General features: G+C 34.6%; 20 protein-coding genes and 1 tRNA gene. 11 read left to right on the forward strand and 10 right to left on the reverse strand.

Annotated features, from left to right (window positions below; translation table 11 throughout):
- Positions 1-56: 56 nt before the first annotated feature.
- Genes AC6CHH_RS10470 through AC6CHH_RS10485 form a run of 4 tightly spaced genes read right to left on the reverse strand, consistent with a single transcriptional unit; the run spans position 57 to position 3,282 of the window.
- Positions 57-1,010, reverse strand: coding sequence for a glycerophosphodiester phosphodiesterase family protein (locus tag AC6CHH_RS10470; protein WP_498282548.1), 954 nt, complete (start codon positions 1,008-1,010; stop codon positions 57-59).
- Positions 1,000-1,527, reverse strand: a complete 528-nt coding sequence (locus tag AC6CHH_RS10475; RefSeq protein WP_498282550.1) for a shikimate kinase — start codon at positions 1,525-1,527, stop codon at positions 1,000-1,002. Before AC6CHH_RS10475 ends, AC6CHH_RS10470 begins: the two co-directional genes overlap by 11 nt.
- Positions 1,527-2,732: a BT_3928 family protein gene (locus tag AC6CHH_RS10480; protein ID WP_498282552.1), complete on the reverse strand. Its 1,206-nt coding sequence runs from the start codon at positions 2,730-2,732 to the stop codon at positions 1,527-1,529. The genes AC6CHH_RS10475 and AC6CHH_RS10480 overlap by 1 nt, the downstream gene beginning before the upstream one ends.
- A gap of 10 nt (positions 2,733-2,742) precedes the next feature.
- Complete coding sequence (locus AC6CHH_RS10485; protein WP_498282554.1) at positions 2,743-3,282, reverse strand: DUF1599 domain-containing protein; 540 nt, start codon at positions 3,280-3,282, stop codon at positions 2,743-2,745.
- Between the two features lie 476 nt (positions 3,283-3,758).
- Here AC6CHH_RS10485 and AC6CHH_RS10490 point away from each other — a divergent pair, with 476 nt between their 5' ends.
- Genes AC6CHH_RS10490 through cysM form a run of 4 tightly spaced genes read left to right on the forward strand, consistent with a single transcriptional unit; the run spans position 3,759 to position 6,637 of the window.
- Entirely contained in the window at positions 3,759-4,568 is an 810-nt protein-coding gene (locus tag AC6CHH_RS10490; protein ID WP_498282556.1) for a HipA family kinase, read from the forward strand.
- Positions 4,546-4,926, forward strand: coding sequence for a DUF3037 domain-containing protein (locus AC6CHH_RS10495; RefSeq protein ID WP_498282558.1), 381 nt, complete (start codon positions 4,546-4,548; stop codon positions 4,924-4,926). The genes AC6CHH_RS10490 and AC6CHH_RS10495 overlap by 23 nt, the downstream gene beginning before the upstream one ends.
- Positions 4,927-4,955: 29 nt before the next feature.
- Positions 4,956-5,765 carry a serine O-acetyltransferase gene (locus tag AC6CHH_RS10500; protein ID WP_498282560.1) on the forward strand — a complete coding sequence of 270 codons (810 nt, stop codon included), beginning with the start codon at positions 4,956-4,958 and terminating at the stop codon, positions 5,763-5,765.
- A complete protein-coding gene (gene cysM / locus AC6CHH_RS10505; RefSeq protein ID WP_498282562.1) occupies positions 5,765-6,637 on the forward strand; it encodes a cysteine synthase CysM in 873 nt (290 codons plus the stop codon). The genes AC6CHH_RS10500 and cysM overlap by 1 nt, the downstream gene beginning before the upstream one ends.
- Before the next feature lie 63 nt (positions 6,638-6,700).
- On the opposite strand, the gene AC6CHH_RS10510 is transcribed toward cysM, so the two are convergent.
- From AC6CHH_RS10510 to AC6CHH_RS10520, 3 genes are all read right to left on the reverse strand, one after another.
- Complete coding sequence (locus AC6CHH_RS10510) at positions 6,701-7,390, reverse strand: hypothetical protein (protein WP_498282564.1); 690 nt, start codon at positions 7,388-7,390, stop codon at positions 6,701-6,703.
- Between the two features lie 114 nt (positions 7,391-7,504).
- The gene (locus AC6CHH_RS10515; RefSeq protein ID WP_498282566.1) at positions 7,505-8,851 is read right to left on the reverse strand and encodes a trigger factor; all 1,347 of its coding nucleotides are present in this window, start codon (positions 8,849-8,851) and stop codon (positions 7,505-7,507) included.
- Positions 8,852-8,920: 69 nt separating this feature from the next.
- A tRNA-Leu gene (locus tag AC6CHH_RS10520) sits at positions 8,921-9,002 on the reverse strand.
- 392 nt (positions 9,003-9,394) lie between these two features.
- Between AC6CHH_RS10520 and AC6CHH_RS10525 the strand changes: the two genes are divergently transcribed.
- From AC6CHH_RS10525 to AC6CHH_RS10540, 4 genes are all read left to right on the forward strand, one after another.
- Positions 9,395-10,018, forward strand: coding sequence for a hypothetical protein (locus tag AC6CHH_RS10525; protein ID WP_498282568.1), 624 nt, complete (start codon positions 9,395-9,397; stop codon positions 10,016-10,018).
- Positions 10,015-10,317 carry a winged helix-turn-helix domain-containing protein gene (locus AC6CHH_RS10530; protein ID WP_498282570.1) on the forward strand — a complete coding sequence of 101 codons (303 nt, stop codon included), beginning with the start codon at positions 10,015-10,017 and terminating at the stop codon, positions 10,315-10,317. Before AC6CHH_RS10525 ends, AC6CHH_RS10530 begins: the two co-directional genes overlap by 4 nt.
- A 158-nt stretch (positions 10,318-10,475) precedes the next feature.
- On the forward strand, positions 10,476-11,951 hold the full coding sequence (gene creD, locus AC6CHH_RS10535; RefSeq protein WP_498282572.1) for a cell envelope integrity protein CreD: 1,476 nt from the start codon (positions 10,476-10,478) through the stop codon (positions 11,949-11,951).
- A gap of 133 nt (positions 11,952-12,084) precedes the next feature.
- Entirely contained in the window at positions 12,085-14,187 is a 2,103-nt protein-coding gene (locus tag AC6CHH_RS10540; RefSeq protein ID WP_498282574.1) for a S9 family peptidase, read from the forward strand.
- An 83-nt stretch (positions 14,188-14,270) separates the two neighbouring features.
- On the opposite strand, the gene AC6CHH_RS10545 is transcribed toward AC6CHH_RS10540, so the two are convergent.
- The 3 genes from AC6CHH_RS10545 to AC6CHH_RS10555 are packed head-to-tail and all read right to left on the reverse strand — an operon-like array spanning position 14,271 to position 17,097.
- Positions 14,271-15,218 (reverse strand): MlaD family protein, encoded by a 948-nt coding sequence (locus AC6CHH_RS10545; protein WP_498282576.1) that lies wholly within the window; start codon positions 15,216-15,218, stop codon positions 14,271-14,273.
- 56 nt (positions 15,219-15,274) lie between these two features.
- Positions 15,275-16,180: an N-acetylmuramoyl-L-alanine amidase family protein gene (locus AC6CHH_RS10550; protein WP_498282578.1), complete on the reverse strand. Its 906-nt coding sequence runs from the start codon at positions 16,178-16,180 to the stop codon at positions 15,275-15,277.
- Positions 16,181-16,206: 26 nt separating this feature from the next.
- Entirely contained in the window at positions 16,207-17,097 is an 891-nt protein-coding gene (locus tag AC6CHH_RS10555) for an N-acetylmuramoyl-L-alanine amidase family protein (protein WP_498282580.1), read from the reverse strand.
- A 208-nt stretch (positions 17,098-17,305) separates the two neighbouring features.
- Here AC6CHH_RS10555 and AC6CHH_RS10560 point away from each other — a divergent pair, with 208 nt between their 5' ends.
- From AC6CHH_RS10560 to AC6CHH_RS10570, 3 genes are all read left to right on the forward strand, one after another.
- Complete coding sequence (locus AC6CHH_RS10560) at positions 17,306-19,912, forward strand: putative LPS assembly protein LptD (protein ID WP_498282582.1); 2,607 nt, start codon at positions 17,306-17,308, stop codon at positions 19,910-19,912.
- Positions 19,913-19,932: 20 nt separating this feature from the next.
- A complete protein-coding gene (locus AC6CHH_RS10565) occupies positions 19,933-21,183 on the forward strand; it encodes a competence/damage-inducible protein A (RefSeq protein WP_498282584.1) in 1,251 nt (416 codons plus the stop codon).
- A gap of 108 nt (positions 21,184-21,291) precedes the next feature.
- The gene (locus tag AC6CHH_RS10570; RefSeq protein ID WP_498282586.1) at positions 21,292-22,659 is read left to right on the forward strand and encodes a dihydrolipoamide acetyltransferase family protein; all 1,368 of its coding nucleotides are present in this window, start codon (positions 21,292-21,294) and stop codon (positions 22,657-22,659) included.
- Positions 22,660-22,781: the final 122 nt, after the last annotated feature.

The raw sequence follows: 22,781 nt of genomic DNA on the forward strand, positions 1-22,781 counted from the left end.
ATGAAAGAGGCTATAAAGTCTCCTTTGCTCTAATTTCCAGATTTGGCTTCAGTCAATTAAAGAACATAAGGCGATCGGATGTTGCGTTTTTTAATGTAGAAGTCTAATGCTTTGAAAGCTTTAAAAGGATTGTCTGTAGAAAGAATATCTGCACCCCGGATAATTAATTCAGCATACATTTGGTGCCCTGTTTTATTTGCGGAGCGATCTAAGTTACCAATCGTTCCAAGAATAGATTTGATGCCGTGTTGTCTCAATAAGGTATACAAATCCGAGCTAGGTTCACGGGTACCTACAAATGCTATTAAACGATTATCTGGAATTCCTAAGTTATTAAGTCTGATCAAATCATCAGTCTTCTTAATGGTAGCAGAGATCATTAAATCTGGAGCTAATTTATTTACTACTTCAGCTTGCTTTGCACTATAGGTTATGATAATGGAATTGGATTCTGATTTTGTTAACCTTATTAGTTCAATAACTTTTTCATATGGAACTGATCTTTTTACATCTAGTGTATAGATGACTTTACCTATTCCCCAACGAAGAGCTTCTTCAAGCTTAGGAATTCTATATTGAGTTGTTACACCATTAATGTCTTTTAAAGTTAGACTCTGTAATTCTTTGTAGGTCTTGTTTGCTATTCTCCCTGTTCCTGTGGTAGTTCTATCTAAAGTTTCATCATGCATTAATACAAGTACTGAATCCTTAGTCATGCTGATGTCACATTCAATGATGGCAGGCATTGCGCTGGCAACCTGTGCAAAAGTAGCAATTGCATTTTCAGGAAATCCTTCGCTTGGGCCGCCTCGATGAGCACTTACTAGAGGATAAGAATTTTCATCATATGTTAGAAATTCATAAAGATCGTCAACTGATTTTAAGTCAAAGATCTGTGAAACCGCAGGTAACCTTTCTGTGTTTAATGGAGAGTCACCGCGAAAGCAAGATGATGTGATAATCCCAAAGGACAAAAATAAAATAAAAATAAATTGAGGCTTATTTTTCATTTGGTTGACTGTTTTCTTGGACAAGTTTGACCAAATCTTCAAGAGTGGTAGTTAATTGATCAACTTGAAAATGTGCTCGGTTGTAGTATGGTTCTCTTTCCTCTAGTTTGCATTCAATAAAAGAAAGTAATTCTGGTCCAGACATTCCAGCTAATGCAGGTCGTTTGGATATATCTGATTGATTAAGCCGATGCCAAAGTGATTTAGGGTTATGTTTTAGATAAAGAACCAAACCATTCTTTAATAACCAATCCATGTTGTCGAAAAAACAGGGTGTACCTCCTCCAGTTGAAATAATTCCAGACACTCCTTCTAAAGCTAACAATTGTTCCTTTTCAATCTTTCTAAATACCTCCTCACCATGAAGAGCGAAGTAATCAGGGATACTCATTCCGATCTTATTGACAATTTTTTGATCCAAATCTATGAACGGGACCCTTAAAGCGTTTGCTAATTTCTTTCCCCAAGTGGTTTTTCCACTCCCCATAAATCCAATTAAAAATATTGATCTTTGCATTATTTTAGTGTATCTAAATATTCTGTAATCAATTCATCCTTACTTGGGAAATTATATTGAGACCATTTTTTTACGACCCGACCGTTTATCAAAAGCATAACGCCAGGATTTGCTCTAACCATACTTTTGAGAGGTATAGCGTCAACATAGAATGTCTCTAAAACTAGATCTAAATTATCATTTATTAAGTTAACTTCTTCGACTGTGGAAGCTGTTGCTAAAATAGCTCGGATGTTATAATCTTCGGATATTTCTCGAATTGTTGAATTAATTCGATCTAAGGAAGCTAAATCAAAAGAAGACATTTTGGACAAGCTGGTGCTCACCACTATAAAATTGAAGTATGGATTTTTAATTATTTCTTCAGTGCGATCAGTTCCCTCAATGTCATTTATAATTAAATCTGGAATTTTTATTTCGTATCCTTTTTTTACTAATTTGCTAACTGGGTCGCCAATAACTTCCCAATTTTCATCTTCCCAAATTTTCTGACCTAAATATTCTTTGTCTGTAACAGTTTTGCTCTCGTTGGTTTTTTTATTTTTTAAGTTATAAATGTGCTCATAAACATCTGGTTGCTCTCCCGGTGGAATTTTCATCAATTCGGGAAGGTTGTTGCCTTCTTTATAAGGTAAAAAATCAATAAATGGAAGAAAGTAATACGTGAAAATCCCGATGCTAAATGCTGAAATTATGATAAAAAGAGTAAGTAGGTTCCTTGTAAATAAACTTTTGATTATAGGTCGGATTTGGTTTTTATTTAAAAAAATAAATACAATTAAAACTAGCAAAATCAAATCCTTAATGAAAGATTGCCACGGGGTTAATGGAATTGCATCTCCAAAACATCCACATGAAGTAACTACCTCAAAAAAAGCTGAATAAAAAGTTAAGAATGTGAAAAAAACTATTAAAACAAGTAAACCCCAAGCTACACTCTTTCCTTTTATCCCTATTAATAATAGACCGCCTAATATGATCTCTAAAGCACAAATTAGTATGGCAATCCATGTACTGTAATCACTTAAGGAATTTAGTCCAAATACATGAAAGTACTCTTGTAATTTATAACCAAAACCCATAGGATCATTAGCTTTAATGAGGCCTGAGAAAATAAATAACAGACCAACAATAAGTCTAGAACACCACAATAATGAATTAGTAATACTTCTGTTTTTTGGGGTTTTATTTTGAAAATCAGTCATAATTCATGTTTTATTTAGCCAGGCCCAGTTTAATCAGGGCAAATACAGAATAGTTTAGCATATCTTGATAATTGGCATTTAAGCCTTCAGACACAATGGTTTGACCGTTATTATCCTCTATTTGTTTCACTCGATGTAGTTTCATCAGGATTAAATCTGTTAGGGAAGAAATGCGCATATCACGCCATGCTTCGCCATAGTCATGGTTTTTAGCTAACATCAAATCGCGTGTTTCATTTACCTTTTCTTCATATTTGGATTGTACAAAATCAAGGTCCAGATTTTCAGATTCTGTCTCATGGAGTTCTAATTGCATCATCGCTATTAAACAGTAATTTACGATGCCAATAAATTCATCAACAATACCTTCATCTATTTTGGAAATTTTCTTGATTTCCAAAGAACGAATACGAGCTGCTTTTATATAAATTTGATCAGTTATTGAACTTAGCCGCATTATACGCCAAGCCGTTCCATAGTCTTTTGTTTTTTTTATAAATAAATTCTGGCAAATACTAATAATGCGATTATATTCTGTAATGGTATCCATAAATAAATAAATAAATAATGATGCTTTTAATGCATGACACTGACAAATATAATTAGAATATACTTAACCTTTAAGTCACATTAATGTACATTTTTATTTCAATATCAAGTTTTTTTACCAATTGAATTAACTTTACAAATTGATAGTCGTTTTTTGAACTGTTGATTTCACTTCTGAAGAAATAATACTAGAATATACCAATGAACTGATATTTATTTTTATGAGTATTTATTCAGAATTTTTAATTCCTTGTTTTTTTGAGTTAATTGATAAATTGCAACGGAATTAGAGAATGAAGAAGGAATCACTACCTTTAAGTGTCTATTGCAAATGAGGCTATTTTGATATCATAAAAAAATACTGATAAATGTGCTTTAGGGCTATGAGATACACTAAACTATCCAAAGATTCTTATGATATTAGCATCAATAAAGCATTTCAACAATTGGGATGACTGAAGTTTAACGAAATTCAGAATGGATAAAATTGAAAAGGAAATGATCTGCGAAATAAGGGAAGTTAACATTACACGTTATATTCAGCCTTTTCGGGAAGGAGGCTCACTTCCGGGATTGGTAGATGCCGATGATGGGTTTAGTTATGTGATTAAATTTAGAGGGGCAGGGCAAGGTAAAAAAGCATTAGTAGCGGAATTCATTGGAGGTGAGTTGGGTAGGATACTTGGGTTAAGAATTCCAGAAATGGTTTTTGCTAATTTGGATGTTGGGTTTGGTCGTACTGAACCCGATGAAGAAATTCAAGATTTATTAAAATTTTCGGTTGGTAAAAATCTTGGAGTCAGTTTTTTGAATGGCGCAATTACCTTCGATGCTAATGTAGATACAATATCTGCCAAGGAAGCATCAAAAATTGTATGGCTTGATGGTCTTTTAATGAATGTGGATAGAACCGCTAAAAATACTAACATGTTAATTTGGCATAAGGAATTATGGTTAATTGACCATGGTGCAGCATTATATTTTCATCATAACTGGGATAATTGGGAGCAAACAATGCTTAAACCATTTATTCAAATTAAGGATCACGTATTATTGAAGCAAGCAACTGAAGTTGATAAAATCGATAATCAATTTAAAGGTTTATTTACAACTGCACGAATCGCAGCAATATTGGAAGCAATCCCAGATGAATGGTTAATTGATGACATTCGGGGGTTACAAGCCCAACAGGTTAGGTTAGTCTACGCCGAGTTTTTAACAAATCGCATAAATCAATCAGATGTTTTCGTTAAACAAATACAAAATGCACGAGAGAACATTATATGAGTATGCTGTTATAAGGTTAGTTCCTCAGGTTGAAAGAGAGGAATTCATCAATATAGGAGTATTGTTTTTTTGTCGTAAACAACGATACGCAGAAGTTTTATTTCATCTTGATAAAGAAAGGTGTAAGATGCTTTTTAAAGATATTGATTTTGATTTAGTGCATGCACATTTAAATTCGATCCGAAATATATGTCAAGGAAATCGGGAAGGAGGGACGCTCGCTTTACTTGACCAAACAGAAAGATTTAGATGGCTCACTGCAAAAAGAAGCACAATAATACAATGTTCTGCGGTTCACCCTGGACTTTGTATAGATGCAGAGGCAACACATAAAGAATTATTTGAAAAATTAGTATGACAAAACAATATAATATTTAGAGCTGAAAAATGAAAGATTTTTACGAACATATATATATAAAACAACAGGCAGTCCAAGATATGCCAAGTAATAAACGAATTGCACAATGGGCGGTGGAATTGCTCCATTTGTTGTTTCCAGAACGTAATTCGAATACTTTTAATTCTGTTTCTGATATCGAAGCTGCATTTAAGGAATCTGAGCGGGATCTTTATGAGCTACTTTTGAAAACAAAGGCTTGTGAAACGTGTAATATCAAACAAATTTCCAAGCAGTTCATGCTTCACCTTCCTGGAATTTATAAAACTATGTTGACAGATGCACAAGCAATTATGGATGGTGATCCAGCTGCAAAAAGCTTGAATGAAGTTATTAGAACTTATCCAGGGTTTTTAGCAATTTGTATTTATCGTTTAGCTCATGAACTGCTGTTGCAAAAGATCCCTTTAATTCCTCGGATTTTGACTGAATATGCACATTCGAAAACAGGGATAGATATTCACCCTGGTGCAGTTATAGATGAGTATCTGCATATAGATCATGGAACAGGCATTGTTATTGGAGAAACTTGTATTATTGGCAAGCATGTGAAACTGTATCAAGGTGTTACTTTAGGGGCATTAAGTGTTGAAAAGAATTTGGCAAATACCCAACGACATCCCATAATTGAAGACCATGTAATTATTTATGCAGGAGCCACAATTCTTGGAGGTGAAACTGTTATTGGAAATCACTCGATAATAGGTGGAAATGTTTGGCTAACGAATAGTGTTGATCCATATACCACAGTGTATCACCTTCCAAACTCAAAATTTATAGACTCTAAACCGATCGTATAATGGGAAATATTATTGATATAATTGGGAATACCCCAATGGTTGAAATCACAGGATTTCATAAGAACCCAAAAGTTAAAATATTAGCAAAGTTAGAAGGAAACAATCCTGGTGGTTCAGTAAAAGACAGGGCGGCTTTGAATATGATTCGTTCTGCAATGGATCGAGGAGAAATAAACCAGTCAAGTAAATTAATTGAGGCAACCTCAGGCAATACCGGAATTGCACTAGCTATGATAGCAGGGATTTTTGGTCTTGATATAGAACTTGTTATGCCTAGCTCTTCTACAAGAGAGCGGACCCTGACCATGCAGGCTTTTGGAGCAAAAGTAACTTTGCTTGAAAATATGGAAATTTGTAGAGATTATGCAGAAGAGGTGGCACTCAAAGGAGATAAGTTCATACTTAATCAATTTTCAAATCCTGATAATTATAAAGCGCATATAAAAACAACTGGACCAGAAATTTGGGGTGATACAAATGGAAAAATCACTCACTTTGTTAGTTCTATGGGGACTACCGGTACAATAATGGGTTGTTCAATATATTTAAAAGAACAAAACCCTAATGTTCAAATTATAGGATGTCAACCAACTGAGGGTTCTTCAATTCCTGGGATTCGAAGATGGCCAGAGGCTTATTTACCTAAAATTTTTGATGCTTCTCGTGTGGATAAAACCATTGATGTTGATCAGCATGATGCGGTTGAGAAGGCTAGAGAATTAGCGCGAAAATCAGGAGTGTTTGCTGGGATGAGTTCCGGTGGAGCATTTCATGCTGCCCTTGAGATTGCAGATGAAATTTCGGAAGGTGTCATTGTATTTATTGTGTGTGATCGTGGTGATAGATATTTGAGTTCTGATTTATTTGGTTAAACTCTCGATTTTGAAATTCAGATAGATTAGAATTTGAGATCTTTCTAATCTATCTTTTTTCTTTTATTTTTTCTCTAAACTCCATATTTCATAAATAGGATCTCCTTTAGAACTCAATCCACTGTGATGCCAATTTCCATCTTTGATTTCCCCAGTGAATTCCAGTTTAGCATCAATTCGACTGTTATCCCTGGAGAAGAAAAGAATATGCTCCGTATATTTTTTGTTCTTAAAGTTATAGTGTCCTCCACCAGTTCCGTAAAAACCTTTTACAGCTGGATTGATTGCGATCCATTGGAAAAAGCCATCTACTAGTATTTTAATAGTTTTACGGTCACCGTGCGTAATACTAGTCATTTTATCTTCATTTTTTCTGGCTGTGATTCTCCACAAACCATCCAGATCCTGTTTCTGTAAATTTTGCTTTATGTAGATCCGTTTATCTTTTATGATTTTATTTTTCGCTAAATCAATGACCATGGATTTAGCTTTTCCAACCTCTTCGGGACTAGTATCACTATATTCTAATTGAATTGAGAGACTATCATTGGAGAGTGTAAAAGGGCCTCCCCAGGTTGAATTATAATTTTCTGAACTGTACTCTATATGTGAACTATATCCATCCACAAAAAGCCATAGACGGTTAATATTCCCGTCTTTTGCCAGATAAGCACCATTTAAATTTGTGGTGTTTTGTGCGAAGCCACTTAGTGCAATGAGGAATACAAATAAGGTCGTGGAAACTGCTTTCATTAGTTTTTTTTTAGGTTAATAAATAGTATAACGAATTAAGTGACAAACTGTTTGTATTAATACAAAAAAAGGTTAACATTCCTGTTAACCTTTTTTAATATATTATGTATTTCCTTATTTGGAATCTTTGGCGTCCAATTGTTCGAATTTGTCATAATCAATTTCCTGAGTTTTGATTTTAACAGATCCTTTTAATTGTTCGAAGACCTTTAATGCTTTTACCTCCTCAAATAAACGATTTGCTTGTTCTCTATCAGATAACATCTGCATAGCAAACTGGCTTAACTGTTCTTCAGTTGGTTCTTCGTTGATATTATACATTTTGATTTGAGCATAAATTCTTTCTTTAGCCAGATCAACAACTTCATCATATTTAACCTCAAGTTTGTTTGACGTTATGATACGATTTTCAATGATTGTCCATTTCAAGTTGTTTACGAAATCTTCAAAACCTTCTTCAATTTCTACTTCAGAAAGTTTTGGATTGGTAGCCTTTAACCATTTTTTTAAGAATGCTTCAGGGAATTTTTCTTCAACTTTTTCCATTCCAAAAAGATACATATCGTTACGTAATCTTTGAGCAGAATTTTGTTTGAATAGGTTCTCAACTTCCTCTTTAACTTTTTCGGTAAATTGTTCTTCAGTTGTTACCTCACCCTCGGGGAATAATTTATTAAAGAACTCTTGATTTAAATCGGACTCTTCTAATCTGTTTATATTTTTTATTGAAAGTTCGAAAGACGTAACATCCAGATTTTCTGCTTCTTCTTCCTTAATTTCTAAAATACGTGCTAAATCAGCAACCTTGAAAGCTTTTTTAACATCAATTTTTACAGAATCATCTATTTTTAAGCCAACCAAAGATTTTTTGATCTTTGCATCCTCAACAATATCTGTGCGAATAGAACTAGTTTTCTCTATACCTTCTTCTTTCTCTTGTTTGAGTGTAGCGTATAAAACATCTCCTTCTTTTGAGATTTCAGGATTTGTCATTTTACCATAGCTTTTACGTAAATTTTTAATACGTTCAGTTAAAGTAGCTTCATCTGCTTTAATGTCATATTCTGTAAATTCTGTATCGGCTGAAAAAGGTATGTCAAAATTGGGTGCTATCCCAATTTCATAATTGAAATTGAATGTGTCTTTATAATCCCAGTTATATTGGGCATCTCTATCCTCATCGATAGGTAGAGGCTGGCCAAGTACTTCTAACTTTTGTTCGCCGATATATTCAGCAATTTTATCATTGATCATTTTGTTGATCTCATCAAACAATATGGATTTACCATACATTCTTTTGATATGGCCAGTAGGTACCATCCCTGGACGGAAGCCTGGTAATTTGGCTTTTTTTGCTTGGTCTTTAATTGCTTTATCAACCTGTGGGTTATAATCCCCAGGAGCTATTTCCACTTGGATTTTAGCGTTGATGTCATCAATGTTCTGGTGTGAAATATTCATACTCTTTTTTTAGCTTTTCGCAATTTAAAAAAAAATCCTCCCGATTTATATTTTCGGGAGGAGATCAAGTGCGGAAGAAGGGACTCGAACCCCCACGCCTCGCGGCGCCAGATCCTAAGTCTGGTGCGGCTACCAATTACGCCACTTCCGCAGTTAGGATATTATTGAGCCACAAAGATAGAAACGAAACCTATACATGTCAAGACTTTTTTCACCTTTTTTTGTTAGGTTTCCATAACTTATTGTTTGTTAACCTAGTAATTTTAATTCTTCATATAAAAAAGAAGCATCCTTGTGTATTTGAAACCTTTAATTGAACATTTTTTGACATTTTAGATCTTAAAACACGGAGGAGTTGGTTCGGTTCAGAGCATGTGAAGTCTTAAAATATTGTAAAATATTTTAAGTTAAATACTTTTAAACATAAATTATAATCTATTTCATTGCTTGCTATAGGAGATTTTAGTTGATTCAAGCCGAAACATGAAAAGAAAGTTGGAATTTCAATTTATTATTTATTACTTTGAATAACAAAGTACTTTTATGAATAAGGAAGAATTAATAAAAGATATTGAGCACATTCGGTCGATGATGATTCGATCTTCGAAATTCATGTCTATAAGTGGTATATCAGGCGTTCTGGTGGGGTGTTATGCATTAATAGGCGCAGGAGTGGCATATTACTTATTATTTAAGTTTACAGAGTTAGCTTCAAACCCAAATAACTATTATGAATCCAATGAATTAATACTTTGGAAATTAATCCTTGTTGCCTGTTTTGTTTTAATCGCATCAATTTGTACAGGCATTATGATGGCAAAATCCAAAGCCAAACGGGTAGGACAGAGCATTTGGAATCCGACGAGTAAAGCTTTACTAATTGCTGTTGGCATCCCCTTAATCACTGGCGGAATAATATGTTTAATTCTTATTTTTAAAGGATTTTTTAGCTTAGTAGCATCAACTCTCCTTATTTTTTATGGACTTTCTTTGACTTCTGGAAGTGAATATACTTTTAAAGAGGTTCGTGTATTGGGATTTTTAGAAATTATTTTGGGTTTAATAGCATTAATTTTGCCGGGTTATGGAATTTGGTTTTGGGCAATTGGATTCGGTATTTTACACATAGTTTATGGAATAATAGTACATAACAAATACGAAAAGTGAGTTTGGATTTTAAATTATACGATAAAATATTAGAAAGTAGAATTCGTTTGCAGATCATGAGTGTGTTGTTGGCAAATGAATCCTATGATTTTAATTCCTTAAAAGAATTATTGGGGATAACGGACGGAAATTTGGCATCGAATCTTAAGAGCTTAGAAAAGGCAGGGTATATTTTAGTCACTAAAACCTTTATAGATAGAAAGCCAAATACGAGGTATAGTAAAACAAATTTAGGGCAAAAAGCATTTGAAAATCATTTAATTGCGTTAGAAAATTTAATAAAGCAGCAGTATAAGTAGTTTTTTTTTTGCTGTATACTTTGAATTTCAAAGTACTTTTATTGCTGATAAATGTATCGTGTGAGATCAAATTAATGTTTGGTAATAGTAAGTAAAAAAGGAATGGAAAATCAGACCAAGGACAAATCATCAAATTAAATAATTATAAACAACAAAAAATGGAAAATAATATGGTACATCAAACTAATGAGAATGGTTCTCAAAAGTCAATTTTCGAAAAGATAACAAATTCAATGATTTTAAAGATATTCGTCATTTTTATTCTCATGCTAATCCTAATGATTCCTATGAATTTAGTTGATAATTTAATTCAGGAACGCAAATACAGAGAGCAGAACGTAAGTGCCGAAATCGCATCCAAATGGGGGTTAGAACAAGTCATTTCCTCGCCAATAATAGCTGTTCCATATGAAATCGCAAAAAAAAGTGTTGAAAAGCAATCTGATGGTGCCTTATTAGAGGTTCAAAATGTAAATACAGAATGGGCATTTCTATTGACAAATAAAGTTCACTTGGAAGCCTCCGTCGTACCTGAGGTATTGAAAAGAGGAATATATCAGGTTGTTGTATACAATTCTAAAATCGAAGTTAAAGGTGATTTTATCGGTTTTGATCTCGAAAAACTCAAAATACCACTTGAAAAATTGAGATGGAACGACGCAAAGATGGTTTTTGGAATTCAAGATTTTAAAGGTCTTACTAAAAACCCTACCATGAAATGGGCCGGTAATACCCATGAAATGGAGAAGAATAATCAGGAATTGAATTTGTTCGGAAAGAATTTATATGTAGACCTTCCATTGGAAAATAATGAGTCATTAAATGAGTCATTTGAAATCTCCTTGAATCTTAAAGGATCAAAGTCATTAAATATTTTGCCATTAGCGAAACAGACGCATATTAAAGTGAATGGTGAGTGGGCTAATCCTAGTTTTAACGGTAGTTATTTGCCGGATCAGAGGCAAGTTGATGAGACTTTTAAAGCGACCTGGAATATTCCCTCATTTGATCGTAAAAAACCACAGCAATGGGAGGGTGATGCTGAACCTGTGTATACCTTCTCAGGAATTGAATTAAATAATTATGACCAACTAAGCCAACACGAGCAGATTAATCTAGCCCCAAAAACCACCAATTCTGGTTTAGTATCTAATGATATGGACATGGTTCAGATAAATTTTTTACCAACTGTAAATAACTATCAAAAAACCACCAGGGTAACAAAGTATGGGGTTTTAGTTATTGCGCTAACTTTTGTTTCGCTCGTGTTTTTAGAGGTAATTAAAAAACAAAGGATTCATATTATACAATACATACTTATTGGATTCGCTATGGTCCTATTTTACGCTTTACTATTGGCTATTTCGGAACATTTTGGATTTAATTTGGCATATTTAATTGCAGGATTATCAACCGTGGTACTGATTACGGCATTTATTCGAGCCATCACTAATAATAAAAAATCTGCATTGTTGTTTGGTGGAATTCTAGCTGTGTTTTATACGTTCATTTTTATACTATTACAATTACGGGACTTTTCATTAATTGTTGGTACGCTCGGTCTGTTTATTATTCTCGCGGTTTTGATGAGACTTTCTTCTAAAATTGATTGGTTCCAATTTGAGAAAAAATAGGGCTTGGTTCAGGAATTGAGTCTGACTTGTTTTTTATTTGCTAAGGATCAGAAGGTGATTTCGAAAAGGATTTAATTAGTGATTTCGAATTGCCTGAGATCTTTAGTAAATTGGCAAACAAAACGATAAATTTATGCTTAGGACTTCATGGATTGGGGCATTTTTACTAATCAATAATATGGTTATTGCACAACAAAGAGAAGAGATTCCACAAAAGGTTGAGAGACCAAAAGTAGAAAATAGAACTAGAAATATAGCTGTCATTGAACCGTTGAACCCCAAAACTTTATGGGAATTAGGTAGAGTCAGTGCCGAAGCATTAACTCCCGATGGGAGTAAATTAATATATGGTGTAACTAATTATCAGTTCCAGGAGAATAAATCAGAAAAGGATCTCTTTATCATTCCTGTTAAGCAAGGGAAGGCGATACGCTTAACCAAAGAGGTTGGTGCAGAATCTGTCTTAAAAATTTCGGGAAATGAATTGTTGTACATGTTTGAAGGTCAGATTTGGGAAAAGAATCTTACCTCAGGTGAATCAAAAAAGATAACAAATTATGAAGGAGGATTGGAAAATGTTAAAATTTCACCCGATGGAAAACATATTTTATTCAGTAAACAAGTTTTATTGCAGACAAATCACAGTATAGATAAATACAAAGATTTACCTAAGTCAAATGTTTATATATACGATAATTTAGATTATAGACATTGGGATTCTTGGAACGACGGTAGATTTAATCATCCTTTTGTGGCTGTTTATGAAAATGGAAAAATTTTACGGGAAAGAGATTTATTAAAAGATCAGCCATTCTATTCTCCGCAGATGCCATTTGGTGGTACGGAGGATTATATTTGGTCCAATGATAGTAAATCCGTTTTCTTTGTCACAAAACAGAAATATGGAAATGATTATGTTAGTAGCACCAATACCGATATTTACAAGTATGATTTAAGTTCGGCTACAACTACAAATATAACTGAAGGGTTGAATGGCTACGATACAAACCCTCAAAATAGTCCAGACGGAACAATCCTATCTTGGTTAAGTATGAAAACGGATGGGTTTGAAGCAGATAAAAATGATATCTACATATTTGATTCCTTTTCAAATATCAAGCTAAATCTTACGGGCCATTGGGATGGGACTGTAAATTCTTTTTGCTGGAGCAAGGACAATAAGAAAATTTATTTTTTAGCTCCAACTGAAGGAACAATTCAACTTTTTGAACTCAACATACCATCAAATTTAAAAAATAAATCGCTCCCAAAGATTAGGAAAATATCAAGTGGAGAATTTGATATAACAGGAATCGTTGGTGAAACCAGCGAAGGATTGGTCGTAACTTCAACTAAAATAACTAGGCCTACAGAGGTTTATTTATATAGGTTTAAATCTAAAGATTTAAAAGCAATTACGAACGTAAATGATAACGCTTATTCACGGATTTCAAAAACAAAAGTTGAAGCAAGGATCACAAAGGCAAGTGATGGATTGGATTTGTTCTCTTGGGTAATTTATCCTCCAGACTTTGACCCAAGCAAGAAATACCCAACTTTGCTTTTTTGCCAGGGTGGTCCTCAGGCAGCAACCACACAGTCCTTTTCGTACCGCTGGAACTTTCAATTGTTAGCTTCTCAGGGATACATTGTAATTGCGCCAAATCGTAGAGGTATGCCTGGATGGGGAGTAAAATGGAATGAACAGATCTCAAAAGATTGGGGCGGTCAATCAATTCAAGACTATCTTTCTGCCATTGACGATCTTTCTAAAGAATCTTACGTGGACAAAGATAGATTAGGCGCTGTTGGAGCAAGTTATGGTGGATATTCAGTATTTCAATTGGCTGGAATTCATCAAGGAAGATTTAAATCATTTATTTCTCATTGCGGACTATTTGATATGAGATCATGGTATGGCACCACTGAAGAATTGTTTTTTGCGAATCACGATTTGGGCGGCCCCTATTGGGAGAAATCAAACTCAAAAACATATCAAGACTTTAATCCGATCAATCATGTAGAACGTTGGGATACACCCATCTTAATTTTCCAGGGAGGGAAAGATTTCCGTGTCCCGCTTGGGCAAGGCCAACAGGCTTTCCAGGCAGCTCAGCTAAGAGGTATAAAAAGTCGATTTGTCTATCTTCCAGATGAAAACCATTGGGTATTATCTGGACAAAATGCACAGGTTTGGCAAAGAGAATTCTTTGGATGGTTAAAGGAAACTTTATAATCAGAATAATGGATTAATATCAAACGCAGAAGCGGAGCTACTTAAAAAATTAGCTCCGCTTCTGTTATTATAACTTTGACGATCTACTTGGTGTCTTTTTTACCGAAGATAGATATTTTTAGATATTTGCCTGGATGGTTTTTTAAATCCTCAACCAATTCGTCCAAATTTTTTGAGGCGTTATTTAAGTTATTATATAAGTTCTCATCATTCACTAACAAACCCAAGGATCCGTCTCCATTATTAATTTTGTTAGTTATCTCTGCAAAATCTTTCATAGCTTGGTTAGCATTATCAACCGTAGCTTTAATTTGTGTTTTAGATAAATCTTCCGATAAGTGATCTAAATTAGCCATGATACGATTTATATTTTCATTATTATTTTTGAAATTATTGGTTATAGATTCTAGATTAGCCATAATCTTCGATAACCTATTTCGTTCAGAACCCATTAGGCCATCTACGTCGCTTGTTATTCGTTCCAAGTTTTTGAGTGATACAGAAATACTTTGGATACTACTCTTAAAGTCACGTTGAAAATTAGCATCTAATACTGAATTTACACCTGACAATACAGAGTCAAGTTTTACAACCAAATTCTCGATTTTCTTTTGAAGAGGTTCTACTTTCTCCATTAAATTTGCCTGAACATCTGAGAGTAGGGGATCTCCGTCCCGGGCCATAGTTGTGCTATTTCCAAGTTCAAATACAATTGCTTTGCTTCCCAAAAGATCGGCGCTTACAATTTGAGCAACTGTATTTGAGGGTATTTCATAGTTGTCGTTAATTTTGAATTCGGTTTTTATCTTTCCATTAGGAAGAAGAGTAAGCTTTGATACTCGTCCAATTTGGAAGCCACTTACTAAGACCGGTTTGGAAATAGTGAGCCCATCAACATTATCATATTCGGTATAAAAAGTGTTTTCACTGCTAAATACGTTATTCCCCTTAAGAAAACTGTATCCAATAAATAAAATTGCAATGGCAACACTTGTTAATGCACCTACTTTAGTTTCATTTGTTATTTTCAAAATTAAGCTATTTAAAATGCCTGACTTTCTTTGATCTTACCAAGTTAAGAAAAAGTTTATTTTTCCACGCTTTTTCTGTAAGTATTTATAGCATTGAATAAATTTGTAACTATTGATTGCTGACCAGCAGCTGACATCATAAAACGCTCTTCAGTGGGGTTAGAAATAAAACCTATTTCAGTAAGCACTGCAGGCATGCCGGCAGTAGCCAAAACAGCTAGAGACTGCTCTTTTACACCTCTGTCTACTCGTGATGAACCAGCAAATTGATCTTGCATATAAGATGCTAATCGGATGCTTTGTTCCCGGAATTTTCTTTTCATTAAGGAGAAAATGATATATGAAGCAGGATCTTTGGGGTCAAATCCACCGTAATTTTCTTCATAATTGTCTTCCAAGAGAATGGAAGCATTTTCCCGAATAGCAACATCTTGATCTCCTGTCCGACTAAACCCTAAAACAAGAGTTTCAGTTCCTCGTGCAGAAGTATTTAAAACGCTCCGAGTATAATATTTCCCTTTACTATTTTTCACCCTTCTTTTGGTTGTTCCTGCAGAATTACAATGTATTGATATAAATAAATCAGCATGATGCTTATTCGCTAATGCCGGCCTTTCATATAATTTTGGATAAACATCTGTAGTTCGTGTATAAATTACCTTTATTCCTGGGATTTCCTGTTGTAATCGTTTTCCAAGTTTTAAGGTAACTTGTAGAGCAATATCCTTCTCCTTAGATTGCTTTCCGACAGCTCCTGAGTCATGTCCTCCATGGCCAGGGTCCAATACGATGATCTTAATTTTTTTCGGATTCGAATCTTGATCCTCCTGAGGCAAACTAATTGGTTTAAAACTGGTCAATGCAAGCACTATAAGGCCTAATACTATTCGGATTGTCTGTTTAAAACAATGCTTTTTTGTTCTAATAAAAGTTTTCAATTTCACTAATCTTTTTTTATCCATCTCTATTGAATACAGTAAGTTGTTTATTATAGTCCAGTACTTGTTTTATAATGTTTAATAGCATCAACTAGATTTTGGACAATCTCTTTTTGTCCATTATCTGAGAGCATATACTTTTCTTCTTCAGGATTCGAGATAAATCCGATTTCAGTAAGAACAGCTGGCATTGCTGCAGAAGCTAAAACAGCAAGAGAGAGCTCCTGTACACCACGATTTGGCCGGTTATTTTTACTGTATTGATTCTGTATATATGTCGCAAATCTGATACTCTTCTCCCTGAATGTTCGTTTCATTAGAGAAAAAATAATATACGTTGAGGGGTCATTTGGATCAAATCCACCGTAATTTTCCTGGTAATTCTCTTCTAAAAGGATATCAGCATTCTCTCTAACGGCAACATCTGATTCACCTCTTTGCAGTCGGCTATATCCGCAAACAAAGGTTTCGGTTCCACTTACCCCAGGATTCCTGCTTACCCTTGTCACATATTTACCGTTCTTCGCTCTTACTTTTCGATCAACATCTGCAGAATTACAATGAATAGAAATAAATAAATCAGCCTGATTTTTGTTTGCTAAATTTGTTCGTTCATGAAACGGAACGTCTACATCTGTTGAACGCGTTAATAACACCTTAATTCCTGGAAATTCATTTTCAAGTGTAAGTTTCAATTTTTTAGAAACTTGTAAAACAATATCCTTTTCTGCAGCTATACGTCCTATGGCACCAGGTATCTTTCCACCATGGCCTGGATCGATTACAATTGTGGTTAAGGACTTGCTGTTCGGTTGATTATCTTGAATGTTCTCTTTTTGAATTATTTTGTCAGATGACCGTACTAACGTATAAATCAACATGAGCGGCAAGAAGATGCTAAATATGGCTAGCGTAATTTTATTCCTTTTCTTCGAAATCATTATCAGTTGTCTTTAATTTGATCCTCTTAAACATTCCGTTAAAGCAAATTGTTAAATATTTTTAACTTTGTCAAAAACCTGCATTTGTTATGGTTTTTTGACTATTTTTGCCAATAAGAGTTTAAAATTAGCACAAAAATAACATTCATATTTCATTTTGAAGGCTTTAAGTTGTTTTTTCCTTTCTGTTCTGCTTTTTTTTGTAGAAATGTCTATTGTAAAGGGACAGGTTGAGGCTAGTACTCAAAAACCACCTGTTACAATAGATAGCATTCCTCAAGATAGCATCACCTTAGATTCTTCAAAAAATAATTTTAAAGAAGTAAACGGCCAAGACACCATTCATATGAAGGATGGGAGCTTGGAAACTGTGGTAACTATTACTGCAAATGATTCCTCATGGAACCAAGTAAGTAAGAATATACTTCACCTTTATAAAGGAGCAAAAGTCAAATATGAGGGATTTGAGTTAGCTGCAGACTACATTCGTTTAGATCGGAATACCAATGTGCTGTTTGCCTCTGGAGTAATTGACCACAATGGCAAATACATTGGTAGGCCTGTGGTAATTATGCCAGGTGAGACACCAATTGCTGTCGATTCTCTATTGTACAATTATAAATCGCAGGTTCCGAAAACATTTGGTGTAATGACCGAGGTTGACGGCGGTTATATCCAGGCTAAAGAAGTTCGGAAAAATATATATGATGAAATGTCATTGTATAAGGGTCTCTACAGTACCTGTAATTTGCCTTATCCTCATACGCATTTTGGAATACAAATCAGTAAAGGGGTAATAACTAAAAATCAAATTATTGCAGGACCATCCTATCTGATGGTGAAGAATATTCCATTAAAATTTCTTGCCATTCCATTTGGATTTTTCCCAAAACAAGACAAAAAGAGTTCAGGATTTTTATTTCCATCCTTTGGAGAGGATGCAGCTCGAGGATTTGCAATGCGTGATTTGGGGTGGTATTTAACTTTTAATGATTACTGGGATTCAGAGATACGGGGGAGTTTGTTTTCTAAAGGCTCTTGGGAGGCAAATATGAGAACTCAGTATCTAGTGAATTACAAATACAACGGTAACTTTAGTTTATACTATGGTTCTACAATACAAGGGGTGGAAGGAACTGAAAATTATGGAAGAAATAAAGATTTTCGGTTTACGTGGAATCATAGCCAGAGGCAAGAAGCTAATCCTGGAACTTCTTTTTCAGCTTCAGTAAATTTTGGTTCTCGTAACAACTTCAGAAATTCGGCTACAGGAGGGAATTTCAATCCAAGGGATGCAACAAATAACAGCATGCGTTCATCAGTGGCCTATGGAAAAGTCTTTGCTGACGGTAAAGTAAACTTTACCACCAATATGTCCCATGAACAAAATTTGAGTACTGGTCGATTATCGTTGGATCTTCCGACGATAAGTTTGAACGTTGCAACCTTTAATCCCTTTGATTCAAAGGATAGAATTGGTGAACAGAAATGGTTTCAACGTATTACAGTAGGTTATAGCTTACAAGGACAAAATAGGTTAGTTACATCTGATTCATTATTGTTTAGAAAAGAAACCTTAAACGAGTTTACCAACGGAATGCAACATACTATCCCGGTGAGTTTAAGTCTTAATATTTTGAAGTATTTTCAATTCAATACGTCATTGAACTATACGGAACGGTGGTATTTACAGTCTGTAAGGAACAGATTGTCAAATGAGATTTATGGTTATAAGAGTGTGCGTGATACTCTTCAGGGCTTTAAACGAGCATATGACTATTCTGTCTCTAGTGGTTTATCTACAAAAATTTATGGAATGTATCCAAAAATTGGAAAGTTTGAAGCAATTCGTCACGTAATTACTCCTTCAATCAATTTGAACTATCGTCCAGATTTTTCAGATCCAAGTTTTGGATTTTATCGCGATTTCACCGATGAAAATGGAGTGTATAAAAAATATTCAATTTTCGAAAACGGTATTTATGGAAGTCCTTCAGCAGGAAAATCATTCGGAATTGGATTTTCAGTAGATAATAATATTGAGGCCAAAGTCCGTGACGATAAGGATACGACAGGCTCAGGAATTAAAAAAATACCAATTATTCAGGGATTAACCTTTAGTGGAAATTATAACATGGCAGCTGATTCCCTGAAACTATCTCAGATTAGCTTTTCAGGTCGGACTTCTTTATTTAAACAAAAAGTAAACATTAATTTTAACGGTGTTTTTGATCCGTATTCTTACGATCGTTATACAGGTGAAAGAATAGATAGGTTCTCCATAAAAGATGGATCATTAGCCAGATTGACAAATTTTGGGTTGTCTTTTGATTACAGCTTCAATCCAAAAGCGAACGAAAATAGAAATAGCAATATTGATTCGCTGCGAAATGATATGCCTAATTTAACGCAAGAACAAGCTCAAGCGTTAGCCAGAATCAGTACTGATCCTAATGCCTTTGTAGATTTTACAATTCCGTGGAATTTAGCGGGCTCCTTCAGCATGAATTACGCCTCGGTCTTCAATAGAGAAGAACAAAAGATGGATTCTAGATTAACTAGCACAGTTGCTCTTCATGGTGATTTTAATGTTACCCCAAAATGGAAGGTACAATTTAATACAGGATATGATTTTATACAGAAAGAGGCTTCGATGACTCAAATCAGTATTTATAGGGATTTACATTGCTGGGACATGTCTGTTGGTTGGGTTCCCTTTGGCAGGTATAAGAGTTACAATATTACCATTAGAGCTAAAGCGTCAATACTTCAGGATCTGAAGCTATCCAAGAGACAGAGTCATTATACATATTAAACCTAGTTAAATTATAAATCATGAAGGCTGAAATTATTACCATAGGTGATGAAATCTTGCTTGGACAAATTGTCGATACCAATTCTGCCTGGATTGCACAGAACTTGTTTTCAATGCATATTCAAGTTCGTCAAATAACATCAATCAGTGATAATGAAAATCATATACTGTTCGCATTAAAACAGGCTTCTCAATACGCTGATATTATCATTTGCACAGGTGGTCTCGGTCCAACAAATGACGATATAACTAAAAAGACCGCTGCAAAATTTTTTCATACCACTTTAATTCGGAATGAAGTCGTATTGGAACATGTTAAAGGAATTTTTCAACGACTTAATCGAACTATGCCCGATATGAACAATACCCAAGCAGATGTGTTATCTATTGCCCAGGTCTTGTTTAATGACTGGGGTACCGCTCCTGGCATGTGGGTGGAACACCTAGGGAAAATATATATATTCCTACCCGGTGTCCCATTTGAAATGAAAAATCTAATGAGCGAACGGGTAATGCCAAAATTAAACCTTTTATGTTCTGTAGAAAAGGTTGTCAATAGACACATTCTCACTGTTGGTCTGGGAGAATCTCATTTAGCAGAACAGCTAACAGATTTTGAGAATGATTTACCTAAAAATGCTCATTTAGCGTATTTACCAAAAATTGGATTAGTTAAACTTCGATTAACAATTCAGGGAAATGATGTAAATGAACTCGACCTTCTGGGTGATCAATTGCAAAGAAGGTTAATGAAAAGTATTGGCCCTGCGGCGATATCGACAGATGATCTTAGTTTTGAGCAAGTAATAATTGCTAAATTCAAAGAAAACAATTGTACCCTGTGCACTGCGGAGAGTTGCACAGGTGGAAATATAGCCAAGCAGATTACAGAAGTTAACGGCGCCAGTCAAATTTTTTTAGGCTCCATAGTTGCCTATTCGAATCAAGTAAAAATTGATTTACTAGATGTAGATAGGTCTATTTTAGAAACTAAAGGTGCGGTAAGCGAAGAAACAGTTATACAAATGGCCAAGCAGGCACAACAAAAAATGGGATCAACATATGCGATCGCAACCAGTGGTATTGCGGGACCAACAGGAGGAACGCCCGAAAAAACAGTAGGAACAATATGGATAGCTGTCGCTGGGAAAAAGCATATAAAAACAAAGCTATTTAAGTTTCAAAATGATCGTGTATTAAATATTGAACGATCCACTACCCAGGCGTTAATTTTATTGTGGAATTTATTTCAACAAGAATTGCGAAATTGACAGAATTTAATTTCTAAATTCCTATATAATAAATTATTTAATTTCGCTTACTTGTCAAGTAAGTTTTAATTTTTAACTTAGTAGTCAAAACAATCCAAATATAAATAGATGGCGATATATAAACTTTTGCTTCCTAGGATGGGAGAGAGCGTATCTGAAGCTACGTTAACAAAATGGATGAAACAAGTTGGTGAACAAATAGATGAGGATGATGCTATCGCCGAGATTGCTACCGATAAAGTTGATTCTGAAGTACCTTCACCTGTTTCAGGAGTATTAAAAGAGAGATTGTTTCAAGAGAATCAAGTGATCCAGGTCGGAGAAGTGATTGCATTGATTGAAATTGAGGAGGATAAATTAGAACAGAAATCTCAAGTTGAAAATGCAATAGAGCAACCTTCAGTTCAAGAAATTGAAATAAATAAGGATGATTCTGATTCAATTGCTTCAGTAATTGAACAGGATATTCCAGGATTAGAAAACATTATTCAACAGGATGATAATAACCAAAACTCATCGCTGTCCGATTCAATTGGGATTCGGTTTTATTCTCCGCTTGTACGAAACATTGCTCAGAAAGAAGGAATTACTCAACAGGAAATGGACCGTATTCCAGGGACTGGCGAACAAGGAAGAGTGACCAAGCAGGACATCATTAACTACCTTCAGAGCCGTAATGTTGACCGAGAGGAATCTCAGGCAAGTAAAGGTTCGGAAATAAAAGCACCGGAAATCACAAACCCTGTGGTTACTGTAAAAAATGCTGATGTTGATGAGATTATCGAAATGGATAGAATGCGTCGCCTAATCGCGGACCATATGGTAAACAGTGTAAAAACATCTCCCCATGTGTTTTCTGTCGTTGAGGCTGATGTAACGAATCTAGTAAATTGGAGGAACAAAGTAAAAGATACATATAAGAAAACTGAAGGTGAAAATATAACCTTTACCCCTTTAATAATTGAAGCTATAGCTAAAGCAATTAAGGATTTTCCAATGGTGAATGTTTCTGTGGATGGATATAATATCCTTAAAAGGAAAAACATTAATATCGGAATGGCAACTGCTTTACCTACAGGAAATCTGATTGTTCCTGTTATAAAAAATGTAGATCAATTAAGTTTGACAGGTATTACTCGATCAGTTAATGATTTAGCGAATCGATCCAGGTTAAATCAGTTAAAACCAGATGATACATCAGGTGGCACTTTTACCTTTACGAATATAGGTGCATTTGGGAATATCTTTGGTATGCCAATCATTAATCAGCCTCAGGCAGCAATATTGGCCGTTGGTACAATTAAGAAGAAACCTGCGGTTTTAGAGACAGAATTTGGTGATGTAATTGCCGTGAGACATATGATGTATATTTCAATGTCATATGATCATAGAGTAATTGATGGGGCACTTGGTGGTCAGTTCATTCGAAGAGTAGCCGACAATTTAGAAAATTGGGAAATTGATCGAGTTCTCTAATAGATTAATTGCTAAAATGGAATAATGTTTAGGCTTGTTCTGTTAATTAAATATCCATAAAATGCGGTTAAGAAAAACTTACCTCTTAATCGCTTTTTATGGATATTACTTTTGGATTTTTA

The organism is Sphingobacterium sp. GQ94, assembly GCF_059758715.1.

Coding starts and splice junctions, on each gene's coding strand:
- AC6CHH_RS10470 (WP_498282548.1), bottom strand. CDS start 1,010: ATGAAAAATAAGCCTCAATTTATTTTTATTTTATTTTTGTCCTTTGGG.
- AC6CHH_RS10475 (WP_498282550.1), bottom strand. CDS start 1,527: ATGCAAAGATCAATATTTTTAATTGGATTTATGGGGAGTGGAAAAACC.
- AC6CHH_RS10480 (WP_498282552.1), bottom strand. CDS start 2,732: ATGACTGATTTTCAAAATAAAACCCCAAAAAACAGAAGTATTACTAAT.
- AC6CHH_RS10485 (WP_498282554.1), bottom strand. CDS start 3,282: ATGGATACCATTACAGAATATAATCGCATTATTAGTATTTGCCAGAAT.
- AC6CHH_RS10490 (WP_498282556.1), top strand. CDS start 3,759: ATGGATAAAATTGAAAAGGAAATGATCTGCGAAATAAGGGAAGTTAAC.
- AC6CHH_RS10495 (WP_498282558.1), top strand. CDS start 4,546: ATGCACGAGAGAACATTATATGAGTATGCTGTTATAAGGTTAGTTCCT.
- AC6CHH_RS10500 (WP_498282560.1), top strand. CDS start 4,956: ATGAAAGATTTTTACGAACATATATATATAAAACAACAGGCAGTCCAA.
- cysM (WP_498282562.1), top strand. CDS start 5,765: ATGGGAAATATTATTGATATAATTGGGAATACCCCAATGGTTGAAATC.
- AC6CHH_RS10510 (WP_498282564.1), bottom strand. CDS start 7,390: ATGAAAGCAGTTTCCACGACCTTATTTGTATTCCTCATTGCACTAAGT.
- AC6CHH_RS10515 (WP_498282566.1), bottom strand. CDS start 8,851: ATGAATATTTCACACCAGAACATTGATGACATCAACGCTAAAATCCAA.
- AC6CHH_RS10525 (WP_498282568.1), top strand. CDS start 9,395: ATGAATAAGGAAGAATTAATAAAAGATATTGAGCACATTCGGTCGATG.
- creD (WP_498282572.1), top strand. CDS start 10,476: ATGGAAAATAATATGGTACATCAAACTAATGAGAATGGTTCTCAAAAG.
- AC6CHH_RS10540 (WP_498282574.1), top strand. CDS start 12,085: ATGCTTAGGACTTCATGGATTGGGGCATTTTTACTAATCAATAATATG.
- AC6CHH_RS10550 (WP_498282578.1), bottom strand. CDS start 16,180: ATGGATAAAAAAAGATTAGTGAAATTGAAAACTTTTATTAGAACAAAA.
- AC6CHH_RS10555 (WP_498282580.1), bottom strand. CDS start 17,097: ATGATTTCGAAGAAAAGGAATAAAATTACGCTAGCCATATTTAGCATC.
- AC6CHH_RS10560 (WP_498282582.1), top strand. CDS start 17,306: ATGTCTATTGTAAAGGGACAGGTTGAGGCTAGTACTCAAAAACCACCT.
- AC6CHH_RS10565 (WP_498282584.1), top strand. CDS start 19,933: ATGAAGGCTGAAATTATTACCATAGGTGATGAAATCTTGCTTGGACAA.
- AC6CHH_RS10570 (WP_498282586.1), top strand. CDS start 21,292: ATGGCGATATATAAACTTTTGCTTCCTAGGATGGGAGAGAGCGTATCT.